Below are 18838 nucleotides of genomic sequence, written 5' to 3' on the forward strand. Positions count from 1 at the left end.
ACGTAGCGATATAATACTCGATTGTCTCCTATCCTGCGGATGGACATTCGCAGAATTTTTGGAGCCAACGTCAGGAGGTATCGCGTCGCGGCCGGTCTGAGTCAGGAAGCGGTCGCCGTGAAAATGGGTGTGGACCGCGCCTATGTGAGCGGCATGGAGCGGGGCCAGCAGAATGTCACGCTGTTGACGATGTGGCATTTGTCGGAAGCGTTGGGCGTGAGACCCGCCGACCTTCTCGATGAGGCGGTAGAGGAAGCTGAGACGTGAGTCTCAGCGAGTCGCGGCCCGACTTGCCCGATCCGCACTGCCGGATAAGCGGAAACGTGCAAATCCGTCAAAACCGCCGGTAGTGCCTCAGTTTGAAATTCAGCCGGTGAAATAGCGATAGCCGAGCCATGCCGTCAGTCCAACGGATGCGACCCAGACGCAACTATTACTACGGCGGCGGTTCCACTCACCGGGCGCACTCCGGCAAGAGCGGCGGCGGCGCGGTGCTCTGCCAAAACTTCTGGCGGGATCATTTTGATCACAGCCAGAATGCCGAGCGGCACAATTATCGCGTCGTCGAGATACCCCAGCACTGGAATGAAGTCTGGAATCAGATCTATTGGCGACAGAGCGTATCCAGCAACGCATAGCGCCAGCGCTTTCGCGTACCAGGGGGTGCGAGGATCGCGAGCAGCGAGATAAATCGCATGCACGTCTCGCTTGATCGTGCGTGCCCAGTCTTTCAGCTTGCCGTTCATTGGACGACACTATCCGCAAAAGGGCGGTGGCGCGTAATTCAAACCGAGAGACTACCAAACCGCCGACGCGCAATGCCGACAATGCGCAAAGCCGGATCGACGAGCCTTGAAGGGCTTGCCCCGCCCGAGGATCGGGCGGGGCATCCTGAGCCGGGCGGTCAATCCGCGTTCCTACGGCTGGGGCGGGACCAGATGAGGCTGTAGCCCTCGCCGTCCTCGTCGTCGAAGAGGTTGGCGAAGATCGGGGCGGTGAAGCTCGGATCGTCGAGCTTGAGGCTCAGATAGTCGCGGCCTTCGTTCGAGCGCTTGGACCAGGCGGCGCCGATCTCGGCGCGGCCGACGAAGACGCGGTGGCTGGGAGCGTTCTCGGCTGAGCGGCCGTTCTCCGGGACGATGCGGACGTTCCTGCGCCTGGACCGAGAGGGTGACGATGTCGCCGACAAATTCGTTGTTGCCGGTCTTCTTGAAGGTGCCGATGGTCGCCATGATAGTTCTCCTTGAACTCTGTTCCGAGCCCGCACCATTGCGGCCTCGATGGCGATCGGCGGGCCGAAGGCGATCGACGCGGCATCGCTTGCGACCGCAGCGCAGCGGAGGATGGCAGCCAGGCGACTTTGTTGTTTCGCGAGGATGACGGCGCAGCCGGCAGGGGAAGAAAGTCGCTCGGCGCCATTGCCGCATAGGCGATCGAGGCGCAGCCGGCCTTCGGCCAGATCAGCCCATTGAAGAGGCCGTTTTGGAGCGGTCGGTTAGACAGAGATGGATTGAGGAGAACGTGGCGAGCGCGCTGCCGTCGCGGTCCCGGCGTCAACGCGGTTGGCGATTCCACGCGACCGTTCCGGGCCTGACCGCATCTCGACGCAGACACTGCTCTGGTATGAAAGCTCGCACACCGATGTTTCGATCGTGTGACCGAACGACGCCTCACTGCTCCAGCGTGAAACTGCGATGACGCGACACGGGTTGACCGAGACTAAGGTCCGAGTGGCGCTAACCGCCATTCCCATGGCTTCGATGACGAGGGCGGCGCTGGGGAGATCATTAGTTGGTTCTGCCTCTGCTGCTGATGGCGTCAGGCGCGTGCCAAGCCCCGCCCGGACGGTCCGGGCGCTGCCATCGCCGCCACGCGCACGAATGCTGTGACGCCGACGGCAATTGCGCCGATGACGGAAAAGACGATCTGCCACGTGTCGGAAGGCATCGTGTGCTTCACGATGCCATGGGTGGCGTGATAGCCGGCGAGCGCTGCGGGCGCGACGAACACGATCGCGATCGCGAGGCGCAGCCAGAGCGGCCGCACGAAGGCGAGCAGGAACTGGCCGATGCCGAACGTCAGTGCGGCGGCGACCAGGCCGACGACGATGCCGCCGATCCAGCCCGCGCCGGTCTGATAGGCCCAAACTCCAGTGGTGACGCCGGCGAAGGCGGGCAGTGCGAATACGGCAAGGGTGAACAAGAGCCAGCAGAGCATGCCAATGGCTGCGATGCTGGCGAGAATGCCGATGAAGATCATGGTAATGGGCTCCCGTGAGAAAATGTCTGACGGTCGTGCCTTCCACCACCACCATGGCGCGACCTGAGCATAGCCGAAATTGAGCGAAAACGGGAGCGGAAATCCGGCTGGACTTCCGCTTCCGCGAGCAGGTTAAGTTGGGAGGCGCTCACGCGCCGCCGAACTTCCAAACTGGGATGCCGAGCTTGCGAGCCTTGTCCGCAAGATTGCCCTGGATGCCGGTTCCCGGAAATACCATGGCGCCGATGGGCAGGACTTCGAGCATCTGATCATTGCGCTTGAACGGTGCAGCCTTGGCGTGTTTCGTCCAGTCGGGCTTGAACGCGACCTGCGGAACCTTGCGATGGTCGGCCCAGCGGGCGGCGATGCGCTCGGCGCCCTTCGGCGATCCGCCATGCAGCAGCACCATGTCCGGATGCTTGGCGTGCACCTGATCGAGCTTGGCCCAGATCAGCCGGTGGTCGTTGAAGTCGAGACCGCCGGTGAAGGCGATCTTCGGACCCGCGGGCAGCATCACTTCGGTTTCGGCGCGGCGCTTGGCGGCGAGGAAGTCGCGGCTGTCGATCATCGCCGAGGTCAGGTTGCGATGGTTGACCATCGATCCGCTGCGCGGCCGCCAAGATGAGCTGGTGTGGCGTTCGAAATGTTCGGCGGCCTGGTCGCGCATCAGCTCGAACGCGTCCCTGCGCTCAATCAGCGTTTGTCCCTCGGCGGTGAGCCGTTCCAGGTCGACGGATTTCACCTCGGAGCCGTCCTGCTCCCGCTGGCTCCGCCGCTGCGCCTGCTCATTGTCGTCGAGTTCGCGCTCGATCCGGTCGGTGGCGCGGTGGAAGAGATCGACGGTCGACCAAAGCAGATCGTCGAGGTCAGGCTCGAGGCGGGTGTCCCGCAAGGTGACAATCAGCGCATCGAAGATGTCGGCAATGGCGCCGGCGACGGCGTTCCCCTCAGGCAGCGGCCTCGGGTCTAGTTCGTCCTGGAAGGGGCGGAAGCCGTAAAGCTGTAGTTCGGTGAGAAGGTGGTCGGTAGGAGATGAAGCGTGATGGGGCTCGAAGTCGTCGCGATCGCTTGTCATGGGATGCTCCTTCGTCGGTTTGACCGCGACCCTCGCGGCCTTCTGGCGACGAAAGCCGTCGGGCGGGCCGGACCTGCACCCGGAGCGAAGCGCAGGGCCGAAGCGTCAGCGGAGGATGGCGAAGCCCGGTTGTTTTGCTTCGCGATGCAAAGGCCCGAAGGGCCGGCGGAAAAGAACCGGGCGTAGCCATTGCCGGACCGGACCGTTTGACGGCCGATCGCCCTCTCGAAGGCCGGGTCGCGGTCTCTCCGGCGAGATGGGAAGCAGCCAGGGTGATCGCGCTGACAGCGCCGCCCCTCTTGTCGCATCCCTCCGGAACTACATCGCCTCGGCCGCGACGAAGCGCGCGACATCTTCCGGGGCGAGCTGAACGCGGACATTGGCGCAAAGCGCAACGATGCCGATCAGCCTGAGATCCTCGTTGAAGTCTCCGAGCGTCGGCGACAGAACAATCGCATCGATCCCGACAGCGTTTGCCCGTTCGATCAGGCTGTCGCGCGCGCCATCGCCAGCCGGATCGTCGTCACGCACGATGTAGAGTCGGCGGAGTGTCGCCGGGAACAGGATGGCTGCAAGATGTGCGGCCGACAGCGCGGCGACCATCGGCATGCGGCGCGCTGCCATTCGCAGCGACAGAATGGTCTCGATGCCTTCGCCGGCCGCCATCACGTCATGCGCTATTCCGAACCGGACCGCGTGACCGAGGAGGTCGCCCATCGCCCGCCGCGGCGTGTCGACCGGTGCCTTGCCGCTGCCGTCAGGTGCAAGCCACGTGCGATGCACGCCGGTGATCCGGCCGCCGAGATCGGTGACAGATGCAATCATCGCCGGCCAGCTCTCGGTCGGACTATGCTCGTCCGGCCGGAAATAGCATCGCGGATGAAAGCGCAGCGATCCGGTTCCGTGCAAAGCCGTGATGCCGCGGTTCCGCAAATACGTGTCTACGACAGTGCGCGGAATCGGTTGCGACATGGCGAAGAGCCGGCGTGCGGCCTCGGGCGATCCGGTCGGAGCTGGCGCCAGCCGCGGACTTGATTGCCGCTCAGGCTCAGGATGCGGAAGGCTGAGGAAGGTTCGCGCCTCTTCGGCGACGTCCTTGAAATCCACGAGACCGCGTGTCTCGCGGATGACGTCGAGCAAATCGCCGTGTTCGCCAGTAGCGGCGTCGGTCCATTTGCCTGCAGCGCCCTTGCCGGATTCGGTGCCCTTTAGGCGGACGAACATGGACCGCCCCGGCGTGTTGCGGGCATCGCCTACCAGCCAATAGCGTCCTTCACGGCGGCCGTTGGAAAGATAATGCCGGCAGACCGCCTCAGCCTGCCTGGCCATGCGGCGCGCCAGATCGGATGCATTGTCCGACATCGTGTCCTCCGAGACGAAAAAGGGCCCGCCATCGCTGGCGGGCCCCTGGCAGTGCGGTTGGCTCCTTCGTTATTCGGCCGCGGTCGCGTGGGCTTCGAGCGCGACCGACTCATCCTCGGTCACTTCGTCGTCTTCGACCACGGCCGTTTCGCCGCCGTCCGCCGCCGTTTCTTCGCCCGCCGCGTCGGCGCCTGCTTCCGCAGCGTCGATGGCGTCGGACTCAACGGCGCTCAGCACGTCGCGACCCGGTGTGCGCAGCGGCTCCGGCAGCCATCCGGACCCGGCCAACAGCGTCTGGGCTTGTTCGGCCATCTCGGCCTTCTTCAGATGCTCAATGCGGTCGCCCGCACGCTCACCTTTCGCCTCCCGCACGGCTGCGAGGATGCGGGCCTTGGTCACCCGACCAAAATAGTTTTCGATCGTCGGCGTCCAACCGGCGGCAACCATGTCGAGATCGACGGCATGGGCGATCCGGTCGGCGTGGGCCAGCGCGCGAGGCTTGCGATTGTAGGCCTCATAGACCGCGTTGACCGACAGCGAGACGCAATGAGCGAAGAGCGCCCGACGGCTGTCGCCGTCGAACGTCACAAGCCCGTCCCAAAGGTCGGCCGGTTCCTTCGGCAGCGCGCTGACCCAAGCCTGATGCCGGGCGTCGAAAGCGACGGCAAGCGCACTGTCGGCAAGGCCCGGCGCCTGAGCGCTGAAACCGACACTCTTCAGGTCGAGCTCCAGACAGGTGTCCTGCGCGTAACGGTAAAACACCTTGAGGCACAGGGCGTGAAGCGCGGCGATGAAGGCGATGTCGGGATTCTCGCCCACCGCATGGCGAAGGGCCAGGGTCCGATGGGCGGTCAGCTCGGTCATCAGCCGGTCAGGAATCGGCTTGATACCATCGTCTTCTTCGGGCTCAGCGGCAGGACTCTCCGGGTCCGCGACCACGCTCGCACCGTCATGCTCAGCGCGTGTTGCGATGGTCGGCCCTTCGGCCGGATCGGTCTCGGCGTCAGACTCGGGGGCGATCCGAAGTTCGTCCTCGGGGCGGACATAGCCGCGCTCGATGCGCAGGGCGCCGGAGCCGTCGATGCTGATGAAGGCGCCAGCTCGCGCGACCTCCTCGGGATCGAAGGCCGGGGGGCGTTCATCGAAGGCGGCAAGCGCCGTCTCGATCTCGCCGAGTCGTTGATCGACCTCGTCGGGCAGTTCCTCGGCTTCGGCGTAGGTCTCCTCCAGACTGTCCATCTCGGCTTGCAACGCATCGCGCGTCGCCTGCTCATCGTGGGTGAGCGGAATCTGCTCGCCGCGCAATTGCCGCAGGCCGTAGGTGTGGCCGTAGGCAAAGTCGGGCGCGACATCGATCCACTTCCAGCCTTCGGCGCGGATCGCTTCGGACTGCTCGCGCAGCTTCTCGGCCACCAGCATGTCGAGGAGACCGACATCCTGCAGCCAGCCGCCGTCGTCGCCCTGGAACAGGTCGCGCAGGATCACGCCGCCCGCCTCGGTGTAGGCGTCGAGGCCGATGAATTGCGCGCGCTTGTCAGACGCCCGCACGGCCCCCTCGGTGAGCATCCGGCGGATGACATGCGGCTCTTTGGAGTACGACTGGGTCAGGCGCTCGAACACCTGCTCCTGGCGCTCATGATCGCCGTTGACGGTGAACGCCATGAGCTGGTCCAGCGTCATGCCGTCGTCGGCATAGACGTCGAGCAGCTTGGGCGAGACGGACGCAAGGCGGAGGCGCTGCTTGACCACCGACACAGCGACAAAGAAGGCCGCGGCGATGTCCTCCTCGGATTGGCCCTTCTCACGCAGCGCCAGGAACGCCCGGAACTGATCGAGCGGATGCAGCGGCGCGCGCTGGACGTTTTCGGCGAGGCTGTCTTCCTCGGGAATGCCGTTCTCGCGCACGACGCAGGGCACGGGCGCGGTCTTGGCCAAGCGCTTCTGCTTGACCAGAAGTTCGAGCGCGCGGAAGCGGCGGCCGCCGGCCGGCACCTCGAACATGCCGGTCTCGACGCCTTCGGCATCGCGAACCGGCCGCACGGTGATGCTCTGCAGGAGCGTGCGCCGGGCGATGTCCTCGGCCAGCTCGTCGATTGAGACGCCGGCCTTGATCCGGCGGACATTGGACTGGCTCAGCACCAGCTTGTTGAACGGGATATCCCGCGATGAGGACAGGACGATCTTCTGAACTCGGGTCATGGTCATTCTCCATGACGGGCGGCCGTGAGACTCTCTCGCGACCTCAACCCGTCACGAAGCGAGCGCAGCCCTCTTCCTCTAGGAGGCTCGGGCTGCGCGGAATCGTAAAGGCGTGGAGCCGTAGACACCGGCTTCACGCCTCCCGGTATTACCGGACGCTGGAAAGGAGTTTCGCGGCTTTGCCCTCCAGCTCCAGCCGCGCATCTTGATGTGGCTTGGCGCGGGCGAGCGCCGTGATTCCCTGGACAAAGTCGAAGATCGACTCCGGCGGCCGCCCTTCTTCCTCCAGCACGGTGGCGATGATCTTCTCAGTCTCGGGACGTGAGAAGCCGCGCCTGCGCAAGAAGCTCTCGCGATCCTCGTCCTTGCGGGCAACGACCTGCTCGCGAGCGGCCCTGATCCCCGCTAGAAACGGGGCGGGCGACGACGTGGCGAAGCGTTCCAGCGCCGGCGCCGCCTGATGCGCGAACCGGTGGCTGGCGAACTTGCTGTGACGGATCGAGATCTCCTCGAAGCCCTCGGCGCCCCAGATGTTGCGATTCATGCAAACCGCGCGGAGATAGAAGGACGCCATGCCGAGCGTCTTGGAGCCCACCTCGCTGTTCCAGCAATAGAAGCCCCGGAAGTAGAGATCAGGGTCGCCATTGGGCAGGCGGCCGGCTTCGATCGGATGAGTGTCGTCGACCAGGAAGAGGAAGACATCGCGATCGGAGGCGTAGAGGGTGGTGGTGTCCTTGGTCACCTCGACAAACGGATTGTGCGTCATGGTCGACCAGTCGAGCAGGCCCGGCACCTTCCAGCATGTATCGCCCGTGCCGTCGCCGGCGATCTTCATGATCGCAGCAACCAATTCATGGTCCCAGATGCGGCCGTAGTCCGGGCCGGTGACGGCGCGCAGTTCGATCCGCCCGTCGTCCGCTTCCAGCGTCTTCACCAGCTCGGCGCGGTGCGAGAGCAGCCCGTGCTGCATGTTGATGCCGGCAAGCGGCGCGGGAAGCTGCCGCATATAGCCGGCGGGCGCGCCGATGAGGCTGCACATCTGGCCGAACGACCAGTGCGTGGGAGCGATGGGCTCCTCGCGGCCGGGCACGATCAACGCCAGGCGCTCCGCGTCATCGCGACTGGCCTCGACGCGGATGGCGCGAGATTCGACGGTGCGCGCCGCGGCGCGATCGGCGCGGGCGCGAACCGCGGCGTGGAGGGCGCTGAGCGACAGATAGCGCTCGTCGTCGGGCCGCGAGAACCATTCGGACGACACCCGCCCGATCCGTTCGCCGCGCGAGATGTCGACCTTATAGCCGGCTGAAACCGGCGGGGCGCCGAAGGCATCTTGCTCGGCGACGATGTTTATCTGGGTCATGGCAGAATCTCCATGACGGGCCGGCCGGGAGCCTCTCTCTCGACCCTCAAACCCGTCACGGCGAATGCCGCAGCCCTCTTCCTCTAAAGGCCACTAGACGCCAGAAGCGAAACCACAACTCGCCGCCCCCCTCGGCCTAGCGCGTCTCGACAGTGACGTGCGCCAGCTCGTGCACCGGGGCCAACCGCGAGCGCACTGTGTCTCCATCCACACAGCCGGTCACGCTGACGATTGCCGCATGCGCCCCCGGCCCGACGCGCCAGATGTGGAGGTCGGTGATGCGCGTGTCACCCTTGCCTTCGACGTGCTCGCGGACCTCGGTTTCCAAATGGGTGTCGGACGTGTCGAGCAGCACGCCGGCGGTATCCCGCATCAGAGTCCAGGACCACACCGCGATTACGGTCGCGCCCACAATGCCCATCACCGGGTCGAGCCAGATCCAGCCGAGGTAGCTGCCGGCGAGCAGCGCAACAATCGCCAGCACCGAAGTGAGCGCGTCGGCCAGGACATGGACGAAGGCAGATCGCAGATTGTTGTCGTTATGGCGGGCCGCGTGTCCGTGATGATGATCGCCATGGTCATCGTGTTGGTGGCCATGATGGTGCCCGCCGCTGAGGAGTAGCGCGCTGGCGATATTGACCACGAGTCCGATCACCGCCACGACCGTCGCTTGCGAGAAGGCCACCGGGCGCGGTTCTAGGAGGCGGCCTACAGATTCGAAGGCGATTCCGACAGCCACGACCCCGAGGATCAGCGCTGAGGCGAAGCCGGCAAGATCTCCTACCTTGCCAGTGCCGAAGCTGAAGCGGCGGTTGGTGGCGTTGCGCTTGGCAAAAGCATAGGCGCCGGCCGCGATCGCGAGCGCACCGGCGTGCGTCGCCATGTGGAAACCATCCGCGAGCAGCGCCATCGAGTTGAAGATGGAGCCGGCGACGATCTCGCCGACCATCATCACGGTCGTCAGCGCGACCACCCAGAGCGTGCGCCGGGCGTTGTCGTCGTGGCCCTCGCCCAGGAACATGTGGTCGTGGTTTAGGGCTCCGATGTCCCGCTCGGTTGTCATCTCATCTGTCCCTATTTGATGTAGCGGCGCACGACCGCGATCAGTTCCTCGGCGCCCGTCGCGCGCGCGGCATCGCTGAGGTCCGGGTGGGCGACGTGCTCGCGCACATGGTCTTCGACCAACTCGTCCATGAGCCCATTGATCGCGCCGCGGGCGCCGGCGACCTGGTGCAGGACCGCAGAGCACCCGACCTCCTCGGTGATCGCCTTCTCGATCGCGGCCATCTGGCCTGCGATGCGGCGGACGCGTGCGATGAGCTGGTCTTTGTTGGATATGGTGTGTACCATAGGGTACTCCCCTATACTATTATCACGGCCAAAGGAAGCCGTCTTGCACACAGGGCGGTGCCGAGCAGACGGAAAACCGCCGGCCGCCTGTTTTGCTACGCCACAGCACGACGCCTCCTCCTTTTGATTGCGTCAGGCGCCGCGCGTCGCTCCAGTGAGGCATGGCCCAGAAGCGACGTGTACGCCGGGTCCTGCCTGAATGGTCCGGCGAGTCTGAAGACCTGTATGACTATGCGCGTCCGCCAGCGCCGCGCGCGGGGCGGTCGCCCCTGCGCTTAGAGGGGGCGATCACGGTGACTGACGACTGGCCCGAGATCGTGCCGATCACGGACGCCGAGTTGAGGGTCATGGAAAGCCATTTCGCCCAAGAGCTGGACGAGCTTTTCGGGCCGCGAGCCTGATGGGAATTTGGAAGTTGATTTGTTCGTCTATATGACGTACATTGTTGAGGAAACGTAGACCATGTCAGGAGTGACCCCAATGCCGCGCAAACAGCCCAAGATCGAACGGGAAACGCCCAACCGCGTCGAACGCCTCGGATTCCGGCTGGATGAAGAAACGAAGGATCTTATCGAGCGGGCCGCCCACCTCTCGCGGCGCAAGGTCAGCGACTTTTGCGTGACTGCGCTCACCGACACCGCACGCCGGACGATCGCCGAGCATGAGACGTTGGTGTTGTCCGATCACGACCGCGCGGCATTCTTCGACGCGCTGGTCAATCCGCCTGAGCCGAGCGAGCGGCTGGTCCGCGCCCTGGCCGAGCACAAGCGCCGGGTCGCTTCCTGAACATGGCGGCGTCTCGGCCAGATTTGAAGATCGAGGCGCTCGCGTCGCATCACGAGCGGGACGGCTTTGCCTGCGGCGTCGACAGCCTCGACCGTTATCTCCGGACGCAGGCAAGCCAGGATGTGCGGCGCAAGGCGAATGGGGTCTTCATTCTGGTCGAGCCTGACAAGCCGGACGTCGTGCTGGGCTATTATACGCTATGCGCGACCAGCGTGGCGCAGGGCGACGTGCCGGCCGCCACCCGCAAGCACATCCCGCGCTATCCACTGGTCAGCGCCACGCTGGTCGGACGGCTGGCGGTCTCCGAATCGCGGCAGGGCGAACGCCTGGGTGCGATGCTTCTCGCCGACGCCGTGCGGCGCGCCTATGCGAGCGCGGCCACAGTCGGTTCCTCGATGCTGGTGGTGGATGCTATCAGTGAGCGCGCCGCCGCCTTCTATGAGGGAAACGGCTTCGTGCGGCTGCCGGACTCCCTCCGGCTGGTCCTACCGATGCACGCAATCCAGCGATTGGTGGAGCCATGACCGACGCAGCACCCGCATCGCCTGACGTGACGGCTGGGCCTGCGATTGCCAAGGCGGCGCTCTATTTGCGCGTCTCGACGGGACGCCAGGCGGAGAGCGATCTCTCGATCCCAGATCAGCGCCGGCAGAATACGGCCTATTGCGTCGCCAAGGGCTGGGACGTCGCGGCTGAATTCGTTGAACGGGCAATACCGCTACTGATGATCGCCGGCCAGCGTTTCAGACGATGATCGACGCTGCGCTCGTGAAGCCGCCAACCTTCACCGTCATCGTCGTGCATTCCTTCTCGCGCTTCTTCCGCGATCAGTTCCAGTTCGAATTCTATGTTCGCAAGCTGGCCAAGAATGGCGTGCGGTTGATCTCCATCACTCAGGATCTCGGCGACGACCCGATGAGCGTGATGATGCGTCAGATCATGACGCTGTTCGACGAATACCAGTCGAAGGAGAACGCCAAGCACACCCTGCGCGCCATGAAGGAGAATGCGCGTCAGGGCTACTGGAATGGCGCGCTGCCGCCGATCGGTTACCGCATCGTGGCCGCCGAACAACGCGGAGCGAAGATCAAAAGAAGCTGGAGATCGATCCGATCCACGCCGACACGGTGCGCCTGATCTACAGGCTGGCGCTCAATGGTGGCGGCGACCGCGGTCCGATGGGTATCAAGTCGATCACCACCTATCTCAATGAGCGCGACGTTCGCACCCGCGACGGCGGCCGCTGGGGCATCGCCTCGGTGCATCAGATACTCACGCGCACCACATATATCGGGCAGCATCGGTTCAACACGCGCGACCACAAGACGCGCACGGCAAAACCCGAGGCCGAGCACGCGGTCATGGATGTTCCGCCGATCATCACCGAAGCGGAGTTCGAGGCCGTCCAGGCGGCGTTGAAGGCGCGCAGCCCGCAATGGATGCCGCCGCGCGCTGTGAGCGGTCCGACTTTACTGACCGGGATTTGCTTCTGCGCATTCTGTGGCGGTGCGATGACGCTACGGACCGGCAAGGGCAGCGCAGGCGGCATGTATCGCTACTACACCTGCTCGACGAAGGCGCGGCAGGGCGAGCGTGGTTGTCGCGGTCTGACGGTGCCGATGGACAAGCTCGACCGCGCTGTGGTCAATCACCTGGAGTGGCGGCTGCTCGATCCGGCGCGTTTGACGACGATGATGGATCAGTTGCTTGAGCGACGTGAAGAATGGAATGAACGCCGTCGCGGACACATCGCGGAGCTGCGAAAGCGCGCCGCCGAAGCCGAGGCGAAGTTGAAACGTCTCTATGAAGCGATCGAGAACGGCGTGGTCGATATGGCCGACCCGTCGCTGAAAGATCGCATCGCAGAACTCACCGCGGTGCGCGATCAGGCGCAGGCTGACGCGGAGCGCGCAACGTCCGCGGTGGAGCGACTCGGGCCCGCGATCACGCCGGACAGTTTGCGGCGGTTCGCGCTCGCAGCTCGACGCAAGCTGCGGAACGAAGATGGAACTTATCGGCGGGACCATTTACGCGCGCTTGCCCAGCGGGTCGAGGTCGTCGACCCGAGCGAGATTCGCATCATGGGCTCGAAAACTGAACTGCTACGGACACTTGTCGCTGCTGCTAGCGTAGAATCGGCGGCTGTTGGCGTTCGCAGTTTTATACCGAAGTGGCGCACCCATCAGGATTCGAACCTGAGGCCTCTACCTTCGGAGGGTAGCGCTCTATCCAGCTGAGCTATGGGTGCATTTATCTTCAAATAGTGTCCGAGGTCGACCAGGGTCAATCTCGATTCCAACTTTCAAACGATCGCAAACGGTGGGAGCCCGAGGCACTGCCGATTGTGGTCGTTCGTACTCTACAGCTTCCTTCAGTTTGCTTCCGCGGCGCTTCCGTGACCACGGAAGCAGTTTCTCTGCTTCCTTCGAGTTTCGCCAATCACTTGGTTTCCCTCGTCTTTTTCGACCCTCGCCCACAACACGCTTGACTTAGCCTTGCCTTCGGAGGGCAGTACTCTATCCAGCTGAGCTACGGGTGCTTCCGGGATCGCGAGATCCAGAAACGAACCAGCCCGTTGGAGCCGGTCACCGGCTTCATAGACGAAGCCGGGCCCTGCTTCAATGCAGAAATGGGGAAAGACCTTGCCTTCAATAGCGAAGGGTCATCTGTCCGGCGTCGGGGTCAGGTCCTCGAACGCCAACCCGAACCGCAGGAGATATTTGCGCAGGCGGTCGGCATCGTTGCCGCTTGTCTTCTGGAGACGGGAGGCGGCAAAGAGCTTGCGGCCGGCAGCGCTGATCGAGGCGCTTTGGCGGCACACATCGATCACCGCCGCCAGTTGCGCGCGATCGAACAGGTCAATCGCCTCGACGCTGTCCGCCCCGAGGATCGCCTGCAAACCCCTGTCTGGTGATGCCTCAACCTCGCCCGTCGACCATAGCTGCCTGAGACGGCCGATCTCGTCGCGAACGGTCTCTTCGTTGATGCGCCCCTCCGGCGCCAGCGTCGCCATGCGCGTCACCGATGCCGAGAGATCGCGAAAGTTCGCGCGCCAGGCGGCGTCCGGCATCATCGCGAAGGCGAGATAGAGGTCGCGAGCCTCCCTGTTGAAGGTCACGTTCTGCCCTTCGCGTTCAGAGAAGCGCCTGAGCTCGAAGTCGAGATTCGGCTCGATGTCTTCGCGACGATCCCTCAGCGCCGGAAGCCTGAACGTCCACAGGTTGAGCCGCGCGAACAGATCCTCCCTGAAGCGCCCTTCCCTGACCGCAACGGAGAGATCCCTGTTGGTACCGGCCAGCAGCTGGAAGTCCGAAGCGACATCCTGGTCGGCTCCGACCGGAAGGAAACGCTTCTCCTCGATCGCCCGCAGGCACATCGCCTGTTCGTCGGGACCGAGCTCGCCGATCTCGTCGAGAAACAGCACGCCCCTGTCCGCCGCCTTCATCAATCCGGCGCGGGCGGCCTGCGCACCGGTGAAGGCGCCCTTGACGTGACCGAACAGGGTGGACATTGCCTGGTCACCGCGCAGCGTCGCGCAATTGACCTCGACAAAAGCGCCGCTGACCTGGTGCTGGGCTTTCTTCAGCTCGTAGATCCGCCTGGCAAGCTGGGACTTCCCGGCTCCGGTCGGGCCCGTCAGAAGCACCGGCGCACGCGAGCGGATCGCAACCTTCTCGATCTGGTCGATCATGGAGTTGAAGGAGGGATTGCGGGTGGCGATGCCTGACTTGAGAAAGGACGCGGCATCCTCGCGCTCGGCGGCGAAGCGCGTCGCGATCGCATCGTAGCGCGAGAGATCAAGATCGATGATCGAATGACTGCCGGCGACGCTGCCGCCTTCGCCACGATCCTTCGGCGGCGAAAGCTGCAGCAGCCGCGCCGGAATGAAATGCGCCTCGGTGAGCAGGAACCAGCAGATCTGCGCGACATGCGTGCCGGTGGTGATGTTGACGAGATAGTCCTCGCGGTCCGGATCGAACGGATAACCGCGGGCAAATGCGTGCAGGCTGGTGTAGACCTCGCTGAAATCCCACGGATCCCTGAAGTCGATCACATGCGACCGCACCTCGGTCGCGGGGGAGACGTCGCCGATGTCGGCCGTCACCTGCGCTGCCAGCCCGGCGGCCGATCCTGTGCCATGGATCAGTTCGAGCCGATCGATGAAGAGGTCGGGCTGCTGGCATAGTGCGACGGTCGGGCGCCAGCGCTGCCAGCGCCCGCCTCGCCCCATATCCAGCGTGGTCCCAAGAAAACCGATAGCGACCCGACGGCGCATTTCTTATCCAAAAATCTAATCTCTTATCCCTCAATATCACGAACCAGGAACCAACTCAATCGCGCCGCTTTGAACAGCGAACCGGTCTGAATTTTTTTATAGTAGCAAAATCACACTGTTACGAAGAATTCGTGCCTTCGTCCGGTGCTTGGCATGCAAGTTGGCACGCAACTTGGAATGTAGATGGCGTGAACAGAAGGAACGAGAACAATGGCAAACAAATCCGTGTTTGCGACGATCAAGGGAAAGCTGCTCCCGCGCGCTGACGCCATGAACCATGCGGGTGCCCAGGCCTATGCCCTGACACCGCACCAGGCCCTGGCGCAGCTGGCATCGACGGGAACGATGAACGCGACCTTCTATGCCGAGCCGCGGGAGCAGCTGGACGAGGTTCTGAAGCTGGCCTGGCAGGTCGAGCCGGAATTCCTGGCGAAGACCGCCGTGCATGCCTACGAGACCGGATACATGAAGGACATGCCGGCGTTGCTGCTGGCCGTGCTGTCGATGATGCAGGGCGACGCCTTCGAACGCGCCTTCACACGAGTGGTGAAGAACGGGCGCATGCTGCGCAACTTCGTGCAGGTCATGCGCTCGGGAGCGGTCGGACGCAAGTCGCTTGGAACGCGCCCGAAGCGCCTCGTGCTCAACTGGCTCGAGCGCGCCTCGGACCTCGAGATCATGCGGGCTGCCGTCGGCAACGACCCTTCGCTGGCCGATGTCGTGAAGATGATGCACCCGAAGCCGGCTTCGGCCTCGCGTGCGGCGCTTTACGGCTACCTGATCGGCAAGCCGCATGACGTGCTGGCGCTGCCGGATCTGGTGAAGGCCTTCGAGGCCTTCAAGCGCGATCCGTCGCTGCCGGTGCCTGAAGTGCCGTTCCAGATGCTGACCTCGATGCCGCTGACGAAGGCGCATTGGGTGCAGATCGCGGAGACGGCCGGATGGCAGATGCTGCGGCAGAACCTCAACACCTTTGCACGCAATGGCGTGTTCGAGGTGGAGGGTTTCGCCGAGAAGCTGGCGGCTCGGCTGCGTGATCCGATGGAGGTGAAGCGCGCGCGCGTCTTTCCCTACCAGCTGATGGTTGCATTCAGCACCATCGGCACCGATGTGCCGGATGTCGTGCGGGATGCGTTGCAGGACGCGATGGAAGTCGCGCTCGGCAACGTACCCGAGGTGAACGGCCATGTCGTGGTGGCGCCCGACGTGTCGGGCTCGATGGGTTCGCCCGTGACAGGCCACCGCAAGGGGTCGACCTCGGTCGTGCGCTGCATCGACGTGGCGGCCCTGGTGGCGGCGGCGCTGCTGCGGCGCAACCCGACGGCGAAGGTGCTGCCGTTCGAGAACGATGTGGTGGATGTCCGCCTCAACGCTCGCGACTCGGTGATGACCAACGCACAGAAGCTTGCAGCGGTCGGCGGAGGCGGAACCAACTGTTCGGCTCCGCTCGCCCGCCTCGTCAAGGAGCGTGCCAAGGTCGACCTCGTGGTGTTCGTGTCGGACAACCAGTCCTGGGTGGATGGGACCTCCCATCCGCACCAGGGAACGGCGACGATGCAGGAATGGCGCAAGCTCAAGGTGTTGAACCCTGGGGCGAAGCTGGTCTGCATCGACATCCAGCCCTACACCACGGTGCAGGCCAAGCCGGAAGCCGACATCCTGAATGTCGGCGGTTTCTCCGACCGCGTCTTCGACGTGGTCGGGACAATGCTCTCCTCGAAGGGCGACCCGGACCATTGGGTCCGCACCATCGAGGCGACCGAACTTTAGAGCAAAACAAAGAGTTGGAGCGTTTCCGCGTTTCCATGAAAAATGGAAAAGCTCCAGCGACGATCCCGGCGGATGATCCGCCGGGATCAATAAACGGAGATATCGAACAAGGCATGACGAATGCCGATGGAACTACAGGCTGTTACCCTCCAGGTCGCGGGTTCGAATCCCGCCGGATCCACCAGATATGGGTCCGTAGCTCAGCGGTTAGAGCAGGTGCCGATCCGAACGGACCGGCGACGTTTCATCATTCTTGTCGTCATGACCTCGGATCATTGGAAGCTACACAAAGACAGACGCGGCGAATGCCGGACGGAACTACAGCACTCATCGGGAAATCCGCGAGGTTCGAACTCCTCGCCTTGCAGGCGCTCTCTGGCACGAGCGGGATCCCGGAGTTTCGTCCACCTTTGTCGCCGCGGCTACAAGTAACCGGCGAATGCTGGCAGGACTACAGGTAGCGCGCCCGTCGCAGGACGGGAGGTCGGATGTTCAAATCATCCCTTCGCCTTCGGGCGGAGTGGCGCAGCAGAAACGGTCTTGCCGATCTCGTCGCCGGTGCGGCGAATGCCTGCGGGACTACAGGGATAGAGCGCCTGCCTTGAGAGAGGCAGGAGGTCGGGTGTTCAATCCACCCCTTTCCGGATTTTCCGGAAAAGTAGCTCAGTACCGTCTCGCAATCTTGTCGCCGTGTTCGCGGGGGAAGACGAATGAATGCAGGACTACATTGGGATTGGCGGTTCGAATCCGCCCGGCGGCCTCCGCCGAATTGTCCTGCAGGGACTTGTCGTCTTCCCGGCCGAATGGCGGATGCAGGCCGGACTACAGGTAGACGCGACCTGCGCAGGCAGGTGTCGAAAGACGTGAAGGTTCGTGTCCTTCCTTCGCAGAGGTTGCGAAGTGGCGGAACAAGTCTTGCCGATCCTGGCCGCTATTCGGCCATCACGATCGATTGAAGGGAATGAGGTTATGGTTGACGTATTGAGTGGACAGGATCTGATCGACGCCGGACTGGCGCAGGGCAAGTGGTTCGGCAAGGCGCTGGCCGCGGCCAATGCCGTGCTCGAACGCGGCGGCTCGATGGACGAGGCGATGCAGGTGGCGCAGGGCTTCGCGCCGCCGCCGGTGATTGCCCTGCATCCTGCCGGGTCGGTGCCTTTCCACGTGAACATCGAAGCGGAAACGCCTGAGGAAGCCGCCAATGTCGAGGCGGTGAGCCGGAGCATGACGGAGCTGATGCGCACGCCGGTCATCAAGGCCGGCGCGATCATGCCCGATGCGTGCCCTGCCGGTCCATCCGGCACGATCCCGGTCGGTGGCGTGGCGATCTCCGAGGCCATCCACCCCGGCATGCATTCGGCCGACATCTGCTGCTCGATGGCGATCTCGACCTTTCCGGGCGTGGCGCCAGCTGCACTGCTCGATGCCGTTCACGCCGTGACGCATTTTGGTCCGGGCGGCCGGCCGCGTGGCCAGCAGGTGCGGCCGCCGAAGGATGTTGCCGAGCGCATCGACGCCAACCCGTTGCTGCGCGACGTCATGAGCGCCGCGATCGAGCATTTCGGCACGCAGGGAGACGGCAACCATTTCGCCTTCGTCGGCACGATCAAGTCGACGGGAGAAACGGCACTGGTGACCCATCATGGCTCCCGGGCCCCGGGCGCCAGGCTCTACAGCAAGGGCATGAAGATCGCCGAGAGCTACCGCAAGCAGCTCTCGCCCGAGACGCTGCCCCAGAATGCCTGGATCCCGGCCGACACAAGCGAGGGCGAGGACTACTGGGAAGCCCTGCAGACGATCCGCGCCTGGACGAAGGCGAACCACGAGCTGATCCATGACATGGCCGCCGAACGCCTGTCGGCCAAGGTCGCGGACCGGTTCTGGAACGAGCACAACTTCGTCTTCAGGCGTTCCGACGGGCTGTTCTACCACGGCAAGGGTGCCACGCCGGCCTTCGACAACTGGGCCGATGACGCGACGGAGCTGACGCTGATCCCGCTCAACATGGCGGAGCCGGTGCTGATCGCCCGCGGGAAGAACGCCCCGAACGGACTGGGCTTCTCGCCGCACGGTGCCGGGCGCAATTTCTCGCGCACCCAGCACCGCAGGCAGAAGGCAGGGCGGACGAACGAGGAGATCTTCGCCGAAGAGACCAGGGGCATCGACGCCCGCTTCTTCTGCGGCGTGACCGACATCTCCGAACTGCCCAGTGCCTACAAGAACGCCGCGGCGGTCCGCCGGCAGATCGAACATTACGATCTCGCCGAGATCGTCGACGAGGTGCTGCCCTATGGCTGCATCATGGCCGGAGACTGGGAAGTCAACGCGCCCTGGCGTAAGAAGAAGCAGCGTTCCTAGAACGCTCACCGGTTGCCGGGATGCATAGTCCCGGCAACCGTGA

General features: G+C 64.0%; 17 protein-coding genes, 1 tRNA gene and 3 pseudogenes. 9 read left to right on the forward strand and 12 right to left on the reverse strand.

Annotated elements, in window-relative coordinates; all coding sequences use genetic code 11:
• Positions 1-117 precede the first annotated feature (117 nt).
• Positions 118-267: a helix-turn-helix domain-containing protein gene (locus ACFJIU_RS24360; RefSeq protein ID WP_245968671.1), complete on the forward strand. Its 150-nt coding sequence runs from the start codon at positions 118-120 to the stop codon at positions 265-267.
• Positions 268-428: 161 nt separating this feature from the next.
• On the opposite strand, the pseudogene ACFJIU_RS24365 reads toward ACFJIU_RS24360, so the two are convergent.
• Together ACFJIU_RS24365 and ACFJIU_RS24370 are read right to left on the reverse strand one after the other, a co-directional pair.
• A pseudogene (locus ACFJIU_RS24365) lies at positions 429-725 on the reverse strand (YkvA family protein); the annotation flags it as partial.
• Positions 726-904: 179 nt separating this feature from the next.
• A pseudogene (locus ACFJIU_RS24370) lies at positions 905-1232 on the reverse strand (DUF736 domain-containing protein).
• A gap of 11 nt (positions 1233-1243) precedes the next feature.
• Here ACFJIU_RS24370 and ACFJIU_RS24375 point away from each other — a divergent pair.
• Positions 1244-1429: a hypothetical protein gene (locus tag ACFJIU_RS24375; protein ID WP_379064313.1), complete on the forward strand. Its 186-nt coding sequence runs from the start codon at positions 1244-1246 to the stop codon at positions 1427-1429.
• A 389-nt stretch (positions 1430-1818) separates the two neighbouring features.
• Here ACFJIU_RS24375 and ACFJIU_RS24380 read toward each other — a convergent pair whose 3' ends face one another.
• The 7 genes from ACFJIU_RS24380 to ACFJIU_RS24410 form a co-directional block, all read right to left on the reverse strand.
• Positions 1819-2259 (reverse strand): hypothetical protein, encoded by a 441-nt coding sequence (locus tag ACFJIU_RS24380; RefSeq protein WP_012114852.1) that lies wholly within the window; start codon positions 2257-2259, stop codon positions 1819-1821.
• Positions 2260-2407: 148 nt separating this feature from the next.
• Entirely contained in the window at positions 2408-3334 is a 927-nt protein-coding gene (locus ACFJIU_RS24385; protein ID WP_379064315.1) for a DUF2493 domain-containing protein, read from the reverse strand.
• Positions 3335-3652: 318 nt separating this feature from the next.
• Positions 3653-4696, reverse strand: a complete 1044-nt coding sequence (locus ACFJIU_RS24390) for a toprim domain-containing protein (protein WP_012114850.1) — start codon at positions 4694-4696, stop codon at positions 3653-3655.
• 69 nt (positions 4697-4765) lie between these two features.
• The gene (locus ACFJIU_RS24395) at positions 4766-6895 is read right to left on the reverse strand and encodes a ParB/RepB/Spo0J family partition protein (RefSeq protein WP_379064317.1); all 2130 of its coding nucleotides are present in this window, start codon (positions 6893-6895) and stop codon (positions 4766-4768) included.
• A 148-nt stretch (positions 6896-7043) separates the two neighbouring features.
• Positions 7044-8255 (reverse strand): hypothetical protein, encoded by a 1212-nt coding sequence (locus ACFJIU_RS24400; protein ID WP_012114848.1) that lies wholly within the window; start codon positions 8253-8255, stop codon positions 7044-7046.
• A 136-nt stretch (positions 8256-8391) separates the two neighbouring features.
• Entirely contained in the window at positions 8392-9318 is a 927-nt protein-coding gene (dmeF, locus tag ACFJIU_RS24405; protein WP_012114847.1) for a CDF family Co(II)/Ni(II) efflux transporter DmeF, read from the reverse strand.
• 11 nt (positions 9319-9329) lie between these two features.
• Entirely contained in the window at positions 9330-9605 is a 276-nt protein-coding gene (locus ACFJIU_RS24410; RefSeq protein WP_012114846.1) for a metal/formaldehyde-sensitive transcriptional repressor, read from the reverse strand.
• A gap of 480 nt (positions 9606-10085) precedes the next feature.
• On the opposite strand from ACFJIU_RS24410, the gene ACFJIU_RS24415 reads away from it, so the two are divergent.
• The 5 genes and pseudogenes from ACFJIU_RS24415 to ACFJIU_RS24435 all read left to right on the forward strand — a co-directional run.
• Positions 10086-10391: a DUF1778 domain-containing protein gene (locus ACFJIU_RS24415; protein WP_012114844.1), complete on the forward strand. Its 306-nt coding sequence runs from the start codon at positions 10086-10088 to the stop codon at positions 10389-10391.
• A gap of 23 nt (positions 10392-10414) precedes the next feature.
• Complete coding sequence (locus ACFJIU_RS24420; protein WP_211325951.1) at positions 10415-10915, forward strand: GNAT family N-acetyltransferase; 501 nt, start codon at positions 10415-10417, stop codon at positions 10913-10915.
• Entirely contained in the window at positions 10912-11145 is a 234-nt protein-coding gene (locus ACFJIU_RS24425) for a recombinase family protein (protein WP_379064319.1), read from the forward strand. The genes ACFJIU_RS24420 and ACFJIU_RS24425 overlap by 4 nt, the downstream gene beginning before the upstream one ends.
• Positions 11142-11528: a recombinase family protein gene (locus ACFJIU_RS24430; protein ID WP_379064320.1), complete on the forward strand. Its 387-nt coding sequence runs from the start codon at positions 11142-11144 to the stop codon at positions 11526-11528. Before ACFJIU_RS24425 ends, ACFJIU_RS24430 begins: the two co-directional genes overlap by 4 nt.
• Positions 11519-11986: pseudogene (locus ACFJIU_RS24435) on the forward strand (recombinase family protein); the annotation flags it as partial. The gene ACFJIU_RS24430 and the pseudogene ACFJIU_RS24435, both read left to right, overlap by 10 nt.
• Here the strand turns inward: ACFJIU_RS24435 and ACFJIU_RS24440 are convergent.
• The 3 genes from ACFJIU_RS24440 to rtcR all read right to left on the reverse strand — a co-directional run bounded on the left by ACFJIU_RS24440 (position 11909) and on the right by rtcR (position 14667).
• Positions 11909-12418: a hypothetical protein gene (locus tag ACFJIU_RS24440; RefSeq protein WP_041575610.1), complete on the reverse strand. Its 510-nt coding sequence runs from the start codon at positions 12416-12418 to the stop codon at positions 11909-11911. The pseudogene ACFJIU_RS24435 and the gene ACFJIU_RS24440 overlap by 78 nt on opposite strands.
• Before the next feature lie 144 nt (positions 12419-12562).
• Positions 12563-12639, reverse strand: a tRNA-Arg gene (locus ACFJIU_RS24445).
• A gap of 414 nt (positions 12640-13053) precedes the next feature.
• A complete protein-coding gene (rtcR, locus tag ACFJIU_RS24450; RefSeq protein ID WP_379064321.1) occupies positions 13054-14667 on the reverse strand; it encodes an RNA repair transcriptional activator RtcR in 1614 nt (537 codons plus the stop codon).
• 210 nt (positions 14668-14877) lie between these two features.
• Here rtcR and ACFJIU_RS24455 point away from each other — a divergent pair, with 210 nt between their 5' ends.
• Positions 14878-16437 carry an RNA-binding protein gene (locus tag ACFJIU_RS24455; protein WP_379064322.1) on the forward strand — a complete coding sequence of 520 codons (1560 nt, stop codon included), beginning with the start codon at positions 14878-14880 and terminating at the stop codon, positions 16435-16437.
• A 969-nt stretch (positions 16438-17406) separates the two neighbouring features.
• A complete protein-coding gene (locus tag ACFJIU_RS24460) occupies positions 17407-18795 on the forward strand; it encodes an RtcB family protein (RefSeq protein WP_379064323.1) in 1389 nt (462 codons plus the stop codon).
• Positions 18796-18838: the final 43 nt, after the last annotated feature.

Origin of the sequence: Mesorhizobium sp. UC74_2 (genome assembly GCF_042701485.1) — a bacterium.
Taxonomy (GTDB): Bacteria; Pseudomonadota; Alphaproteobacteria; order Rhizobiales; family Rhizobiaceae; genus Mesorhizobium.

Bases quoted from the DNA above. Each gene is read 5' to 3' on its own strand.
- ACFJIU_RS24380 (WP_012114852.1), bottom strand. From the start codon at position 2,259: ATGATCTTCATCGGCATTCTCGCCAGCATCGCAGCCATTGGCATGCTC.
- ACFJIU_RS24385 (WP_379064315.1), bottom strand. From the start codon at position 3,334: ATGACAAGCGATCGCGACGACTTCGAGCCCCATCACGCTTCATCTCCT.
- ACFJIU_RS24390 (WP_012114850.1), bottom strand. From the start codon at position 4,696: ATGTCGGACAATGCATCCGATCTGGCGCGCCGCATGGCCAGGCAGGCT.
- ACFJIU_RS24395 (WP_379064317.1), bottom strand. From the start codon at position 6,895: ATGACCCGAGTTCAGAAGATCGTCCTGTCCTCATCGCGGGATATCCCG.
- ACFJIU_RS24400 (WP_012114848.1), bottom strand. From the start codon at position 8,255: ATGACCCAGATAAACATCGTCGCCGAGCAAGATGCCTTCGGCGCCCCG.
- dmeF (WP_012114847.1), bottom strand. From the start codon at position 9,318: ATGACAACCGAGCGGGACATCGGAGCCCTAAACCACGACCACATGTTC.
- ACFJIU_RS24410 (WP_012114846.1), bottom strand. From the start codon at position 9,605: ATGGTACACACCATATCCAACAAAGACCAGCTCATCGCACGCGTCCGC.
- ACFJIU_RS24415 (WP_012114844.1), top strand. From the start codon at position 10,086: ATGCCGCGCAAACAGCCCAAGATCGAACGGGAAACGCCCAACCGCGTC.
- ACFJIU_RS24425 (WP_379064319.1), top strand. From the start codon at position 10,912: ATGACCGACGCAGCACCCGCATCGCCTGACGTGACGGCTGGGCCTGCG.
- ACFJIU_RS24430 (WP_379064320.1), top strand. From the start codon at position 11,142: ATGATCGACGCTGCGCTCGTGAAGCCGCCAACCTTCACCGTCATCGTC.
- ACFJIU_RS24440 (WP_041575610.1), bottom strand. From the start codon at position 12,418: ATGGTCCCGCCGATAAGTTCCATCTTCGTTCCGCAGCTTGCGTCGAGC.
- rtcR (WP_379064321.1), bottom strand. From the start codon at position 14,667: ATGCGCCGTCGGGTCGCTATCGGTTTTCTTGGGACCACGCTGGATATG.
- ACFJIU_RS24455 (WP_379064322.1), top strand. From the start codon at position 14,878: ATGGCAAACAAATCCGTGTTTGCGACGATCAAGGGAAAGCTGCTCCCG.
- ACFJIU_RS24460 (WP_379064323.1), top strand. From the start codon at position 17,407: ATGGTTGACGTATTGAGTGGACAGGATCTGATCGACGCCGGACTGGCG.